The 14,005-nt window shown below is 60.6% G+C and carries 13 protein-coding genes; 2 read left to right on the plus strand and 11 right to left on the minus strand.

The genetic code is table 11. The features are described 5' to 3' along the window. Nucleotides 1–17: 17 nt before the first annotated feature. The 5 genes from boxB to AB8B20_RS14145 all read right to left on the minus strand — a co-directional run bounded on the left by boxB (nucleotide 18) and on the right by AB8B20_RS14145 (nucleotide 6,265). Nucleotides 18–1,463 (minus strand): benzoyl-CoA 2,3-epoxidase subunit BoxB, encoded by a 1,446-nt coding sequence (boxB, locus tag AB8B20_RS14125; RefSeq protein WP_120286981.1) that lies wholly within the window; start codon nucleotides 1,461–1,463, stop codon nucleotides 18–20. Between the two features lie 104 nt (nucleotides 1,464–1,567). Beyond that, the gene (gene boxC, locus AB8B20_RS14130) at nucleotides 1,568–3,256 is read right to left on the minus strand and encodes a 2,3-epoxybenzoyl-CoA dihydrolase (RefSeq protein WP_439074948.1); all 1,689 of its coding nucleotides are present in this window, start codon (nucleotides 3,254–3,256) and stop codon (nucleotides 1,568–1,570) included. 111 nt (nucleotides 3,257–3,367) lie between these two features. Continuing rightward, on the minus strand, nucleotides 3,368–3,862 hold the full coding sequence (locus AB8B20_RS14135; RefSeq protein ID WP_439074947.1) for a DUF309 domain-containing protein: 495 nt from the start codon (nucleotides 3,860–3,862) through the stop codon (nucleotides 3,368–3,370). 12 nt (nucleotides 3,863–3,874) lie between these two features. Next, nucleotides 3,875–4,693 (minus strand): alpha/beta fold hydrolase, encoded by an 819-nt coding sequence (locus AB8B20_RS14140; RefSeq protein WP_439074945.1) that lies wholly within the window; start codon nucleotides 4,691–4,693, stop codon nucleotides 3,875–3,877. Nucleotides 4,694–4,714: 21 nt separating this feature from the next. Beyond that, the gene (locus tag AB8B20_RS14145) at nucleotides 4,715–6,265 is read right to left on the minus strand and encodes a benzoate-CoA ligase family protein (RefSeq protein WP_439074943.1); all 1,551 of its coding nucleotides are present in this window, start codon (nucleotides 6,263–6,265) and stop codon (nucleotides 4,715–4,717) included. Between the two features lie 157 nt (nucleotides 6,266–6,422). Between AB8B20_RS14145 and AB8B20_RS14150 the strand changes: the two genes are divergently transcribed. Both AB8B20_RS14150 and AB8B20_RS14155 read left to right on the plus strand, forming a co-directional pair. Further along, nucleotides 6,423–7,334 carry a helix-turn-helix transcriptional regulator gene (locus tag AB8B20_RS14150; protein ID WP_439074942.1) on the plus strand — a complete coding sequence of 304 codons (912 nt, stop codon included), beginning with the start codon at nucleotides 6,423–6,425 and terminating at the stop codon, nucleotides 7,332–7,334. After that, nucleotides 7,331–7,804: a hypothetical protein gene (locus AB8B20_RS14155; RefSeq protein WP_093756982.1), complete on the plus strand. Its 474-nt coding sequence runs from the start codon at nucleotides 7,331–7,333 to the stop codon at nucleotides 7,802–7,804. The genes AB8B20_RS14150 and AB8B20_RS14155 overlap by 4 nt, the downstream gene beginning before the upstream one ends. Before the next feature lie 4 nt (nucleotides 7,805–7,808). Here AB8B20_RS14155 and AB8B20_RS14160 read toward each other — a convergent pair whose 3' ends face one another. From AB8B20_RS14160 to AB8B20_RS14185, 6 genes are all read right to left on the minus strand, one after another. Continuing rightward, entirely contained in the window at nucleotides 7,809–8,519 is a 711-nt protein-coding gene (locus AB8B20_RS14160; RefSeq protein ID WP_439074940.1) for an ABC transporter ATP-binding protein, read from the minus strand. Next, nucleotides 8,516–9,274: an ABC transporter ATP-binding protein gene (locus AB8B20_RS14165; protein ID WP_439074938.1), complete on the minus strand. Its 759-nt coding sequence runs from the start codon at nucleotides 9,272–9,274 to the stop codon at nucleotides 8,516–8,518. Before AB8B20_RS14165 ends, AB8B20_RS14160 begins: the two co-directional genes overlap by 4 nt. Further along, the gene (locus tag AB8B20_RS14170) at nucleotides 9,267–10,271 is read right to left on the minus strand and encodes a branched-chain amino acid ABC transporter permease (RefSeq protein WP_439074937.1); all 1,005 of its coding nucleotides are present in this window, start codon (nucleotides 10,269–10,271) and stop codon (nucleotides 9,267–9,269) included. Before AB8B20_RS14170 ends, AB8B20_RS14165 begins: the two co-directional genes overlap by 8 nt. A 1-nt stretch (nucleotide 10,272) precedes the next feature. Beyond that, a complete protein-coding gene (locus tag AB8B20_RS14175; protein WP_439074935.1) occupies nucleotides 10,273–11,145 on the minus strand; it encodes a branched-chain amino acid ABC transporter permease in 873 nt (290 codons plus the stop codon). Nucleotides 11,146–11,300: 155 nt separating this feature from the next. Further along, nucleotides 11,301–12,509 (minus strand): ABC transporter substrate-binding protein, encoded by a 1,209-nt coding sequence (locus AB8B20_RS14180; RefSeq protein ID WP_309943629.1) that lies wholly within the window; start codon nucleotides 12,507–12,509, stop codon nucleotides 11,301–11,303. Nucleotides 12,510–12,692: 183 nt separating this feature from the next. Then, a complete protein-coding gene (locus AB8B20_RS14185; protein WP_439074932.1) occupies nucleotides 12,693–13,913 on the minus strand; it encodes a LysR family transcriptional regulator in 1,221 nt (406 codons plus the stop codon). Nucleotides 13,914–14,005: the final 92 nt, after the last annotated feature.

The raw sequence follows: 14,005 nt of genomic DNA on the forward strand, positions 1-14,005 counted from the left end.
CGCCGCGTCCGCTCGTTTCAGGCCGCAATCTTTACGTATTCGAAGTCGCCCGGCTTGTTATCGATGCCGACCTTCGGCGCCGATATCCAGCTGGCGAACTTGCCGGGCTCGCTGACCGCCGTCATCAACGACGCGATGAAATCACCGTCGTCAACAGACGGCAGATAGTCGTTCCTGGCTTTCGCCCAGGCGGCATCGCTCATGATGATGCCCTTCGGCGAAGCGTTCACATCGCGGAATTCACCGATCTGGCGATGGAATGCGGTGTGAGGCAAATCGAAACGGAAATTGACGCCAGCTTTCTCGATGATCTTGTTCCAGCGCTCGACGCCCTTGGCACAATCCGCGGTGTAATCGTCGCGCAGGCGCATGTTGAGCGCGGTCAGCGCCGGCTCGTCGACCAGCTTGATTTCGCCATCGACGAATTTCAGGACCTGATAGATGTCGTTGGTGAGCTGGTGATCGTCCTCGATCTTGGTCTCCTGGAAGCGGCCCTTCAGTCCGGAATTGTAGAAATTCGCAGCATTGGTCGAAACTTCCGAGCCGAACAGATCGAGCGACAGCGAATAGTGCAGGTTGATCTTCTTCTGCATGGTCGGCAGGTCGATCACGCCGAGCGCACGAATTTTTTCGATAGCGTTGGGATCCTCGATCCCCGCCGCCTTCATCGCTTCGCAGGTTCGCTGCAGCACGCGGCCGACGCCGGTCTCGCCGACGAACATATGATGCGCCTCCTCCGTCAGCATGAAGCGGCAGGTCCGCGACAGCGGGTCGAAGCCGGATTGCGCCAGACTCTCCAACTGCATCTTGCCATCGCGATCGGTAAAGAAGGTGAACATGAAGAAGGACAACCAGTCCGGCGTCGCCTCATTGAATGCACCGAGCATGCGCGGCGCATCGGCATCTCCCGAGCGGCGACGGAGAAGATCGTCGGCCTCTTCGCGGCCGTCACGGCCGAAATATTTCTGCAGCAGATAGACCATTGCCCAGAGATGGCGGCCCTCCTCCACATTCACCTGGAACAGGTTGCGCAAGTCGTAGAGCGACGGCGCGGTCTGACCGAGATGACGCTGCTGCTCCACCGAGGCCGGTTCAGTGTCACCCTGAATGACAACGAGGCGTCGGAGCATCGCGCGATATTCGCCGGGCACTTCCTGCCAGGCGGGTTCGCCCATATGTCGTCCGAAGTTCACCTTGCGCTCGGTGTCCTGGGGCGCCAGCAACACGCCCCAGCGATATTCAGGCATCTTCACATAGTCGAACTTGGCCCAGCCTTTGGGATCGACGGATATCGCGGTGCGCAAATAGACGAGGGATTCCTGAAAACCTTCAGGCCCCATGTCGTTCCACCAATCGAGATAGCCGGGATGCCATCCCTCCAGCGCCTTGAGCACCTGGCGATCCTCGGCCAGATTCACGTTGTTCGGAATCTTCGTGCTGTAGTCGACATTCATGATGTTCATGACTGGGATCTCCCGCTGTATTTCTGATCGTTCGAATTGGGCAAGCCACCGACTTGCATTTATCCAAAGAGTGACACATGGCCGCGCTGTTCCAGTTGCGGACGCTACACGCGTGTCATGTCGAACTGCGCCTTCTGGCCGGTGCCGTAACGTCCAAGCGCGCCGTTCTCACCGACCGCATTGGGCCGCTGGAAGATCCAGTTCTGCCAGGCCGTCAGCCGCGAGAAGATTTTCGATTCCATCGTCTCCGGCCCGACAAATCGCAGATTGGCTTCCATGCCCGTGAGGCTGTCGGGTGAGAAGCTGCAGCGTTCTTCGAAGAACACACGCACCTCGTCATCCCAGTCGATGTCATCGAGCGCGAAGGTGACGAGCCCGAGCTGCTCGGCGGTTTCCGCATCGAGCGGCTCGCCGATCCTCGCTTTCGCGCGGGTGACATCTTCCGGATCGGCCTGGAAGCGCGACTGCAGCCGCGTCAACCCGTGGCTCATCGGGTAAGGTCCGAAATTCATCGCGCTCAATACGATGGCCGGCGGCGCGCGGTTGTCGCCCTGCTTTTGGCCGACCAGCATGTAGGAGCGGTCCGCAGCGAAGACGAGTTCGGCCAAGGTGCCGACAAAGCACGAGCCCGGCTCGACCAGCGTCACCAGCGTGCGCGAGGTCACATCGATGCGCTTCAACACCCGCTTCCAGTATTGCCGGATCTCGTTGACCAGCCAATGCGCCTTGTGCGTTTCGAGGAAGGCGTCATGAGCCAGCACATTGGCGCCTTCGCCATGCGACTTGAACACCAGCATGGCTGTCTCGAGTTCATTGATTCGCAGATGCAGAATGGCGTCGTCCAGCTCGCGCGCCACCTGCAGCGGCCAGAAGGAAGCGCCCTGCGCCATCATGCTCTCGACATCCGACGGCGCCGCCGCGTCAGGCGCTTTAATCGAGATGGTAGCAATTCGCTCTGCGCGATTGATATCGACATTGACCAGACCGTAACGAATACCGCTGTCATCGAAGCGGCGATTCAGCGGTGCCAGCTTGAGACCATCGCCGGCGCCACTACGTTTCGACGTCGCCAGAAACTCTTTGGCCCGCTCCGCGACCTTGGCTTCAAGCTTGCTGTTCGGAATGATGTCATCGACCAGCCGCCACGCCACTGCGCGCTTGCCTTTGATGCCTTCCTCGATCGTGCAGAAGTAATCTGCGTGATCGCGGCGCACCTTGCGCTTGTCGACCACGCGCGTCAGACCGCCAGTGCCCGGCAGCACCGCCAGCAACGGCACTTCCGGCAGCGCCACCGCCGCCGATCCATCGTCTGCCATGATAATGTGATCGGTGGCCAGCGCCAGTTCATAGCCGCCGCCTGCAGCTGTCCCGTTGATCACCGAAATGAAGCGCTGGCCGGAATTTTCGCTCGAGTCTTCAAAGCCGTTGCGAGTCTCATTGGTGAATTTGCAAAAATTGACTTTGTGAGCATGAGTAGCGCCGGCCAGCATGCGGATATTGGCGCCAGCGCAGAACACGCGGTTCTTGCCAGAGCGCAGCAGCACGACCTTGACCTCGGGATATTCAAAACGAAGCCGCTGCACGGCATCCGCCAGTTCGATATCGACGCCAAGATCGTAGGAATTCAGTTTGAGCTGATAGCCCTCGAACAGACCGCCATTCTCATCGACATCCATGGTGAGCGTCGCCACGTCGTTATCAACACTGAGCTTCCAGTGGCGGTAGCGCGACGGATCGGTTTGGAAGTCGATAAATTTGGCGCCGTTCGAGAGAACGCGTTGCTCTGCGGCCATGCTCCACCCTTTGACAGTCTTGATTTATGCGCCGTGCGCCTTGGTTATATGCACAATAATTCATGATATTGAGGGCGTCTAGGGAAATCCGATAGAATTATGCATTTTCTTTCATGTTCCGGTGATCTTGACCGGACCCCGCTCGGCCTCCTCGACCGCCAGTTGATGCGCGAGCGCAGACGCCAGCATCGCGACCGGAAAGTGCTCGGAAAAGCTTCCGGCAATACCCGCCGGCGGGCGCATGGCGAGTTCATCGAGTTCGGACAGTGCGTCCTGTAGCAATCGATGTGCCGCGCGCGGCCGCTGCAGACTGAGTTTCAGATTGGCATTGGCAACCTGAATACAGGCGCGAAGCAGAATCCGGTCGCGCCCTCTTTGCGGCGCGACCTTCCAGACAGCCTCGAGAATTTCGTGAGCCTCCCAGAAGAAGCCGGCATCGTTGAGCGCGAGCCCGTAGCGCAACGCCGGATCATCCGCCGGGACGAACCGGGCATAGCGCAGCGGGACCAGCGCCTTGGCCTGCGTCAGCGTGTCGTGATCAGCCTTCGTCTGCTTGCCGAGCCGATAGGGCCAGCGCGGCATCGCGAGAGAAGGAGTGACAGTCACGATCGTGCCCGCTTACGCAGCGCGTAATTCGCCCTCGCCGTGAAAATGCAGCAGGCGATTGGCGAAATCCGCCACGGCCCGCAAGGTTGCCTCGGGGGCTTCGCGATGGGGCGAATGCGCAGCGCCGGGAATGATCTCGACATCCACCGGGCAATAGCATTCGACCTCGGCGATCTCGATCTGCTTCATGGTGCCGTAGTGATCGTCCGCGCCCTGCAAAATCTGCACGGGCACGCGCACATAAGCGAGATAGTCGGAAATATCCCAGTCACGGAACTGCGGATCGAGCCATGCACCATTCCAGCCATAGAACGCGTTGTCGACGTCATCATGCCAGCGCGCCAACTTGGCTTTCAGGTCGCCCTGTTCGTAGGCCGTCTTGATCTCGGCGATCGACGTTACGGAGATATCCTCAACGACGAAATGCGGCGCGATCATCGAGACGCCGCGGATGCGATGGTCCTGAATGCCGCCGGCATAGATCGTCGCGATGGATCCGCCATCGGAATGACCGACCAGCAAGCCGCGGCGAAAGCCGATGACATCGAGCAGTCGCGGCAACACTTCCAGCGCTTCCATATGCATGTAATCGAGTGGCCGCGGCAACGTCACCGGTGTCGAGGACCCGTAGCCGGCGCGCGAATAGACGAAGACACCGGCCCCGGTCGCTGCCTGAAGCTTGTCCGGGAAGTCGCCCCACAGCGCGACCGAGCCCAGCCCTTCATGCAGCAGCACGATGGTCAGCGCTGCATCCGGTTGCGGACCGATCATGCGGTATTCAAGTTCGGATGCACCGATGGTCAGCCGTCCCGCAGATTTCAATGCACTCATCTTGTCATCCATCTCTCGGTTTCAGGCTGCCGTTCCATCGCGCAATTTGAAGCGCTGGATTTTTCCGGTGGCTGTTTTGGGAAGGGAATCGACAACCTCGATCCAGCGTGGATATTTCCACGGACCGATCCGTTGCTTGACGTGATCCTTCAAGGATTCGCGCAGGCCCTCGACCACGGCATTCGGCTTCAGCACCACAAAGGCCTTCGGCTTCAACAGCCCCTCGGCGTCGGCCTCCGGCACGACCGCCGCTTCGGATACGGCGGGATGCGCGATCAGCGCGCTCTCGACCTCGAACGGGGACACCCAGATGCCGGACACCTTGAACATGTCATCGGCACGTCCGCAGAACGTATAGCGCCCGTCGGCGTCGCGGACATATTTGTCACCGGTGCGCGTCCAATGACCTTCGAAGGTGCGACGACTCTTGCTGCGCTGATTCCAGTATCCCTCGCCGGCAGACGGCGCATCGACGAGCAACTCGCCGATTTCTCCATCAGCTATATCGAGGCCAGCATCATCGACGAGCCGCACACGATATCCTGGCACCGGCCGGCCGGACGTGCCGTATTTGATATCGCCGGGAGCATTCGACAGAAAGATATGCAGCAGCTCGGTTGAGCCGACGCCATCGAGAATATCGACGCCGAAGCGGCTCTTCCAGCCGTTCCCCACCGGCTCCGGCAGCGCTTCACCAGCCGAGGTGCAAATGCGCAGGCGCGGGAGGCGGGCTTCCGTTTTGAACCCCTCATCGTTCAGCATCGCCGCGAACAATGTCGGCACCCCGAAAAAGATGCTCGGCTGATACCGGCGCATCAGGCCGAACATGGTGGCCGGCGTGGGTCGCTCCGGGTTGAGCACCGTCGTGGCGCCAACCGACATGGGAAATGTCATGGCGTTGCCGAGACCGTAGGCGAAGAACAATTTGGCCGCAGACAGTCCGACATCGTCCTCGCGGATGCCGAGAACCTGCTTGCCATAGGTGGTCGCCGTTGCTTCCAGGCTGGCGTGCAGATGGCGAACGCCTTTCGGCATGCCCGTGGATCCGGACGAGTATAACCAGAAGGCAGGCTCGTCCGCATGGGTCGCGACCGTGGTGAAGCTTGTGCTCTCATTTCTGACTTCATCGGCCAGACTCTTGCGGCCATTGCCAGCGCCACCGACCACAATCACATGCTCAAGATCCGGCAGACGACCGAGCATGTCGTCCACTGCCGGCAAAAGCGCCGCGGAAATGAACAACACGCGTGCCCGGCAATCGGCCAGCACATAGGCATATTGCTCCGAAGTCAGCAGGGTATTGAGCGGCACCGGGACGATGCCGGCCCGGATCGCGCCGAGGAACACCACCGGAAAGTCGACGGTGTCGAGCATGATCATCGCGACGCGTTCTTCGCGCCGGACGCCGAGCCGCTTCAGCAGATTGGCCAGTTGGCAGCTTTTGGTCTGCAGGTCGCCGTAAGTCAGTTCGGTCACGGTATCGGTGAAGGCGAGCTTGCTGCCGCGGCCCTCATCGATGTTGCGGTCGAGAAGCCAGGTCACCGCATTGTAAGAATTGGATGGCCCACTCATGATGCGTTTGCACCTTGGGCGATTCCACAACCGTTGCTCACGGTGCTCTCCCTATCGTCTTTTTGAATTATAATTCATATAAAGTCACCAACTCCGGTTGCTGTCAATCGCATCCGGAATTATCTTTCCTGAAATCCTCTGCGAGCACGCACGCCACATGACTGACCAGGCCGATCCCGAAACCGCCTTTCTTGAACAGCTCGGCCAGCGTGTCCGCACCATGCGCGGCCTGCGCGGCATGTCGCGAAAGGTGCTGGCGAAAGTGTCCGGGATTTCGGAGCGCTACATCGCGCAGCTGGAAAGCGGCAAGGGCAACGTGTCTATCGTGCTGCTGCGCCGGGTGTCCGGCGCCATGGGTGCCCATCTCGAAGATCTGATTCCGGCGGACGAACCGACAACAGAGTGGCCGGTCATTCGCGACCTCGTTCGTAACGCGACACCGAACCAGATCGCCCAGGCCAAGGATGTTCTCGCCGGACGCGGGAACGGTCAGTTCCAGAATTATATGTCATTCAGCGGCATCGCCCTGATCGGGCTGCGCGGCGCCGGAAAATCGACCCTCGGCAAATTGCTGGCGGACAAGATCGGCTGGAGCTTCGTCGAACTCAACAAGGAGATCGAGCAGCACAACGGACTATCGGTCGCCGAGATCATCGCCCTCTATGGACAGGAGGGCTTTCGCCGCATGGAACAGGCCGCGCTGAACGGCCTGCTGGGACGCAAGGAGCCCATCGTCCTTGCGACCGGCGGCGGCATCGTCTCGGAACCCGTAACCTTCGATCGGGTATTGTCGTCGTTCTACACGATCTGGCTCAAGGCCAAGCCCGAGGAGCATATGGCGCGCGTCCGCCGCCAGGGTGACTTGCGCCCGATGGCCGACGACCGCTCCGCCATGCAGGAATTGCGCACAATCCTGCTGAGCCGCGAACCGCTTTATTCCCGCGCATCCGCCATTGTCGATACGGCCGGTCTCAGCAAGGACAAGGCTGCCGCGCAACTGGTCGGCGCGGTGTCGCGTATGTTGAACACCAATGCCCAGGCCTTCGGACTGAGAAGCGCTGCGTCGTGACACTGGGCGAGCTTCTGCAAGCACGCGGCTTCGATCCTGTCGGTGCGATGGCGATCCGCAATACCCTGCACGCCGAAGATATCTCAAACGATTTCCGCGATCTCGCCGATGTCATCAGCGCCAATGCGCTGCCGATGTATGACCGGATGCAGGACGGACCACGCATCGCGCATCAGACAGCCGTGCTCTCCTTTGCCGCAACAGACGGCGGGCAGGCATGCCTGACAAGCCTGCGAACCTTCCTGCTGCGCAAGCCGGGAAGCGTTCCCGGCGACATCGTCTATGACTACGACGCCGCGCACCTGCTGCACAGCTTCATCGCGCGCGCAACGACGCCCTGTTTTTATGACGTCATTGACCGGGAAGAACTCAACGATCTGTTCGGCTGTCTGGTCGTGCAATGGCCGGAGCCGCTTTCCGACAATATTCTTGCGGCCGATGACGATGCGCTGACCGTCGTCGTGGCCTAATCGCTCAAACGCCGAGATGGCGCTCCAGCACGCCGGGCTGCGCGGCCAATGCCGCCGGCGTTCCGTCGAACACCACGCAGCCCTTCGACAGGATCACCATTCGGTCGGCGACTTTCGCCAGACTCCGAAAATCCTTGTCAACGACAATGGTCGCGATGCCCTCGCCCCGAACGATCGCCAGCGTCTGCCAGATCGACTGCGCCACCAGTGGTGCCAGACCTTCGGTGGCTTCATCGATCATGATCATATCGGGATTGGTCATCAACGCGCGACCGATGGTCAGCATCTGCTGCTCGCCTCCCGACAGTTGATGCCCTCCATTGTTGCGGCGTTCGTGCAGACGCGGAAACAGCTCAAATATCTTCGGCAGGGTCCAGGATTGACGACCATGATTTCCTTGTCGCGCGGCCATCACCAGATTTTCGGTGACCGACAGCGAACCGAAAATGCCCCTCCCCTCCGGCACCAGCGCCATGCCGCATCGCGCGATCGTTTCAGGCGCTGCATTGCGGATATCGTGGCCATGGAAGCGCAAACTGCCGCGGCAAAGCGGCATCAATCCCATCAGCGAACGCAGCAGCGTGGTCTTGCCCATGCCGTTGCGGCCGATCAGCGCGACCTGCTCGCCCGGCGCGAAGGTCAGATCGATGCCGTGCAGAATCTGGCTGGCGCCATAAAACGCATCGAGCTTTTCCACCTGCAGCAAGGCCGTCATGTGATGCCTCCATTAGCACCGAGATAGGCGGCGCGCACGCCGGGATCCACGCGCACGTCCTGCGGCAAACCTGTGGCGATGACACGACCGTCCTGCATCACCGTCAACCGGTCCGCGAGTTCGAACACCGCATCCATGTCGTGCTCCACCACCAGCAGCGCACGATCTGCCTTCAGCGACGCGATCAATCCAATGATGCCTCGCGCTTCCGATGGTCCCATGCCGGCCAGCGGCTCGTCGAGCAGAATGACCTGCGGATTGGTCGCCAGCACCATCGCGATTTCGAGCTGGCGCTGTTCGCCGTGACTTAGTTTATCGGCAATGATCTGCGACCGTGCGGACAACCCGACCCGGTCGATCGCGTCGGTGACCAACTGGAGATATGGCCGGTCGCACCGCGTGCCGCCAAACATCCGGAGCGGCGCGGTTGAACGGGCCTGCGCCGCAAGACGCACATTCTCATGCACACTGAATTGCGCAAACAAGGTCGTCTTCTGATAGGCGCGGCCGAGGCCGGCGCGTGCGCGGCGGTCCGGCGATAAGGAGGTGATATCCACGCCATTCAGCAAGACCTCACCCGAGGTTGGCAGAAGTTCGCCGGCCAGCAGATTGATCAGTGTGGATTTTCCGGCACCGTTCGGGCCGATCACCGCATGGATCTCGCCGGCGCGAATATCGATCGACACATCGGAAACAGCCAGCAGGCCTCCGAAGCGCTTCTGCAATCCAGCGGCACGCAGCGCAATGTCATGCATGGCGGGCTTCCGCAGCTGCAGGCTTGATTTCGGCCGCGCGTTGCGGCGACGCCCCGAACACCATCGACCAAATCTGCCGGACACCGTTGGGTAGCAGGATAACGATGCCGATGATGATCAGGCCTTCGACAAGCTTCCAGTTGTCGAGATGCGCCTTCAGCACTTCTTCCATGCCGATCAGAACCAGCGCACCGACGAGCGGCCCGGTGACCGAGCGCAAGCCACCGATCAGCACCATGACCAGGATTGTCGCCGACTGATGCCATCCCAGCATCTGCGGCGCGACGAAGCCGAACTGGGCCGCGGCCAGATAACCGGCGACGCCGGCCAATGCACCAGACAGGGTGAATGCCGTCAGACGGAGGCGAAAGATCGGAAAGCCGAGCGACCGCGCCCGGCGCTCATTGTCCCGGGCTGCAGCCAGCGCCCGCCCGAACGGTGAGCGGACCACGATTGTGAGCAGAGCGATCACACCCACCAGAAAGCCTAGCACGACAAAGTAGAAAGTCATGGGCTTGTCGAGATCGAGCAATTGGCGGCCGGCAATGGCGATCTCGGGCCGGATGTTGATGGAAATGCCATCCGACCCACCCGCGAACTTGGTATCGTGGAAGAAGAAGAACAGCATCTCGCCAAAGGCGAGCGTCACCATAATGAAATAGACGCCGCGGGTGCGCAGCACCAACGCGCCAATCAGCAGGGCCGCGGTGCCGGAGCACAGGATCGCAATTGGAAGCGTCGTTAACAGCGACGCCGCATCATAACGAGGCGACAACAGCGCAAGCACGTATCCGGCAAGGCCGAAAAAGGCAGCATGGCACAGGTTCACCAGACCGCCATGGCCGACCACGAGATTCAGTGACATGGCCAGCATGCCCATGATGAGCGCCTTGGCAAAAAACTGCGTGTAATAGGTCGATACATAGAATGGCAGCGCAATCGCCATAGCCAGACAGGCGATGCCGAACAATCGGACCCGCAGATTGGGCATGCTCATATCAAGCATCCTGGCGTCCGAGAATTCCGCTGGGTCGCCACAGCAACACGGCTGCCATCACGACATAGATCAGAATGCTGGAAACGCTGGGAAAGAACACCTTTCCGAACGTATCTGTGAGGCCGATCAGCAGTGCGCCGACGGCTGCGCCAGCGACCGAACCGATGCCGCCGAGCACGACCACGACAAAGGACAGGATCAGCATGCCATCGCCCATGCCGGGAAACACTGTCGAGATCGGCGCGATCAGGATGCCGCCGAGCGCCGCCAGCGCTATGCCGGCGGCGAAGACGTAGCGATTGACCCGGTCGAACTTGATGCCGAGCACGCGCGCCATCTCACGATTTTCCGAGCCCGCCCGCACGATCATGCCGATTTTGGTGCGCGTGATCACGAAGAAGATGACGAGTGCCACCATCAGGCAGAACACACAGATCGCCAGCCGGTAAACCGGATAGGACAGATTGTCGGTCAGCTGGATCGACGCCGACAACCACGCGGGCGGAGCAACCGCATGCACGTCCTTGCCGAACAGCAACTGCCTGATTTCATCGATGACCAGGATGAGGCCGAAGCTGAGCAGCACCTGTGCCAGATGATCCCGGCCATAGAGAAGACGAACGAAGACGGCCTCAAGCAGAATGCCAGCGATGAAGGCAACCAGCACGCCGCCAAGCAAGGCGACCACAAAACTGCCGGTCATCAACGTGATCCAGTAAGCCAGATAGGCGCCGAGCATATAGAACGCGCCATGGGCGAGATTGATGACCCCCAGGATGCCGAACACCAGTGTCAGACCGCTCGCGACAAGGAACAGGACTGCGCCATACTGAACCGCATTCAGCAACTGAACGCCTAGTGTGATGAGGTCCATCAGATCAATCCAACCACGGCGGGCCACCTTCAGTCGCCGGCGCAATCAAGCATGAGGCCGTACCTGGCTGCGCAGCGCCACCTCCTTCACGGACGGCATTGCACACAACAGGCTTCGACGATTCGATCTTCATCTAAGGACCGCGCAACGATGCTTCAGGTCATCTTGCAGCCCCGCGCGGGATCGTCGACATCGGCCTGGGCGATCGAGATCATCTCGTTACGCCCGTTGCGGACCTCGCGCAGATAGATGTTCTGGATCGGGTTATGCGCCTTGTTGAAGGACAGCGGCCCGCGCGGGCTGTCGATCTTCGCAGCTCCCATTGCCGCGATCATCTTGTCGCGCGCATTGAAGTCGCCGCCCACGGCGGTCAATCCGATATCCAACAGCGCCGCGCCATCGTAGCCCTGTACGGCGTAGATATCGCCGTCCTTGCCTGTCTTGGCCTTAAAGGCTTTGAGGAAGGCGAGATTGGCGGGATTATCGAGATTGTCGGCGTAATGCAGCGTCGTCCTGATGCCCTTGGCGGCTTCACCCTGCGCTTCGATGGTACCGTCGGTCAGAAAGCCCGCGCCATAAAGCGGAATGGTCTTGTTCAGGCCGGCCGCCGCATAGTCCTTGACGAATTTCACCGCGCCACCGCCTGCAAAGAAGCTGAACACGGCATCGGGCTTCAGCTGCGCGATCTGCGTGATCAGTGCCTGAAATTCCACCTCCGGAAATGGCACCGTCAGGTCCGCGACGATCTTGCCACCGTTCTTGGTGAAGTTTTCAGCGAAGGCGCCGATCATCTCGGCACCGGCCGTGTAACGCCATGTGATCGTGACCACGTTTTTGATGCCGGCATCGGCCATCACCTTGCCCATCGGGTAGGTGCTCTGCCAGTTCGAGAACGACGTGCGGAAGATGTTCGGCGCGCAAGCAGGACCAGTCGCATCATTGGCGCCAGCATTCGGAATGATCAGCAGCGTCTTGGTGTCGCGCGCGACCTTGACCATGGCCATGGCCACGCCGGAATGAACGGTGCCGACAACGACGTCAGCCTTCTCGCGGCCGACCAGCCGGTTCATGTTGTCGGTGGCTGCTTCCGGCTTCGATTCATCGTCCACCTGCACGAACGCAATGTCGCGCCCACCGAGCTTGCCGCCCTTCTGTTCGACATAAAGGCGGAAGCCGTCATCGATGAACTGGCCAAGCTTCGCATAGGTCCCGGTGTAGGGAAGCATCATCCCCACCTTCAATGGCGCGTTCTGCGCGATGGCCGGGCTATGAAGCGGCGACGTCGCAATGAATGTTGCTGCACCGGCGGTCCCGGACAGCATGGCGCGCCGCGTCAACGGACGCAGAAACCCCTTGGTGGTCATCGGCTCGTCTCCCCTCGGAATAATTGATGACCGGTTGATCCGGCCTACCAATGCAGATTGACGCCAGGTGGGAGCATTGCCCTCCACCCGCGCTCGCATCTCTGCAGCATAATGCACGAAATTGGAAAAGATCAAGAATTATAATTCATAGTCAGCGGCAGTGGGTAGCCACGCTCATTCAAATCAATCGCTGTTGACCATCATGGCGGCTGCTGGCGTTGCCGGCGCATAGTTACGCAGGGCAGCAAGAATGGAGCGGGCGCCGCGCCGTGCACCTTCGGTCTGCACCCAGACCAGCGACAGGATAAGTTCAAGCCCGGGATCAACCGGCAGCGCCACGAGGCGTGCATCGAACGAGACGAGCGCGCTTTCGGGGAGTACGGACACGAAGCCGAAATCCAGCATCAGGTTGGCGATGATCGGGATCGAGTCGATTTCCGTGATTGTCAGCGCATCTATCTCTGCCTGAGGCAGCAATTGCGCGAGCAGTCTGTGAGCGGCCTGCCCAAGGCCAGTGCGTCGGCTGGGCAGCGCAAGCGGTTGCTGGCGAAGCACCCGCATGACATCGGGCTGGTCACCCAGCACCTCGCGCGCGCCAACGACCACAAGTTTCGATCGCACCAGCGCGCGGGACGAGACATCGGCGGGGATCGTGTCGCTGTCGATCAACGCGACGTCGCACCGTTTGTCTTTCAGGCCGGTCAGCAGATCCTCGGCAGTACCATTGGTGACAAACAGCGGCTGCGTCGGCCGATCACGCTGCCAGGCGGCGACGAGAAAGGCCAGCAGCCGCGCGACATTGCTTTCATGGCCGAGCGGCATCACTGCCCCGAGCCTGATGGTGGCATTGGTCGAACGAAAACGCTCACGCGCACGCCGTGACAGTCGCTGCATGGTTTTTTCAAGTTCGGCCAGCGACGTGACCAGCAACTGGCATGCCGGCGTCGGCGTGACACCGATACGGGAGCGATGAAACAACACGCTGCCGAGTTCATCTTCAACGCGTGCAATCTGTCGCGCGAGTTGCGGCTGACCGAGACGGATGATGCGTGCGGCACGACGAACGCTGCCGGTTTCCGCAACCAATGCCACACGCTGCAAGGCCGTGAGACTGACATCACACTCGGCGCAGAAAGCCCGTGCTGCATCGCCTGCCCTATCGGGCGCGATCATCCCCATCGCGATGTCCGCTGCGGCTTCGATCTCATCCAGCATGCGCCGCGCCTCGAGCGTGAGAAAGCTCGCGGCACCCACGCGATTCAACAGCGGCGCCGCAATGGAGCGCTCGAACCGTTTCACCGCTGCCGAGAGCGTACTGGGTGCGCGTCCAAGTTGGCGCGCGGCCTCGCGCACATTGCCGCAACGGAGCACCACGGCTGTCATCACCAAAGTCGCAATGTCCATTCCATTGTCATCCGGGTCTGTAGTCGATTTTTTCCGCGCTGCAGCGAGAGCGTATAGGATGTCCACCAAATGGGATATCCCCCCGATGCGCA

This window comes from Tardiphaga sp. 866_E4_N1_4, from assembly GCF_052076075.1.
GTDB classification, from domain to species: Bacteria; Pseudomonadota; Alphaproteobacteria; order Rhizobiales; family Xanthobacteraceae; genus Tardiphaga; species Tardiphaga robiniae.

What these genes read in the sequence shown, in the direction of transcription:
- boxB (WP_120286981.1), bottom strand. Translation starts at nt 1,463, where the DNA reads ATGAACATCATGAATGTCGACTACAGCACGAAGATTCCGAACAACGTG.
- boxC (WP_439074948.1), bottom strand. Translation starts at nt 3,256, where the DNA reads ATGGCCGCAGAGCAACGCGTTCTCTCGAACGGCGCCAAATTTATCGAC.
- AB8B20_RS14140 (WP_439074945.1), bottom strand. Translation starts at nt 4,693, where the DNA reads ATGAGTGCATTGAAATCTGCGGGACGGCTGACCATCGGTGCATCCGAA.
- AB8B20_RS14145 (WP_439074943.1), bottom strand. Translation starts at nt 6,265, where the DNA reads ATGAGTGGGCCATCCAATTCTTACAATGCGGTGACCTGGCTTCTCGAC.
- AB8B20_RS14150 (WP_439074942.1), top strand. Translation starts at nt 6,423, where the DNA reads ATGACTGACCAGGCCGATCCCGAAACCGCCTTTCTTGAACAGCTCGGC.
- AB8B20_RS14160 (WP_439074940.1), bottom strand. Translation starts at nt 8,519, where the DNA reads ATGACGGCCTTGCTGCAGGTGGAAAAGCTCGATGCGTTTTATGGCGCC.
- AB8B20_RS14165 (WP_439074938.1), bottom strand. Translation starts at nt 9,274, where the DNA reads ATGCATGACATTGCGCTGCGTGCCGCTGGATTGCAGAAGCGCTTCGGA.
- AB8B20_RS14170 (WP_439074937.1), bottom strand. Translation starts at nt 10,271, where the DNA reads ATGAGCATGCCCAATCTGCGGGTCCGATTGTTCGGCATCGCCTGTCTG.
- AB8B20_RS14175 (WP_439074935.1), bottom strand. Translation starts at nt 11,145, where the DNA reads ATGGACCTCATCACACTAGGCGTTCAGTTGCTGAATGCGGTTCAGTAT.
- AB8B20_RS14180 (WP_309943629.1), bottom strand. Translation starts at nt 12,509, where the DNA reads ATGACCACCAAGGGGTTTCTGCGTCCGTTGACGCGGCGCGCCATGCTG.
- AB8B20_RS14185 (WP_439074932.1), bottom strand. Translation starts at nt 13,913, where the DNA reads ATGGACATTGCGACTTTGGTGATGACAGCCGTGGTGCTCCGTTGCGGC.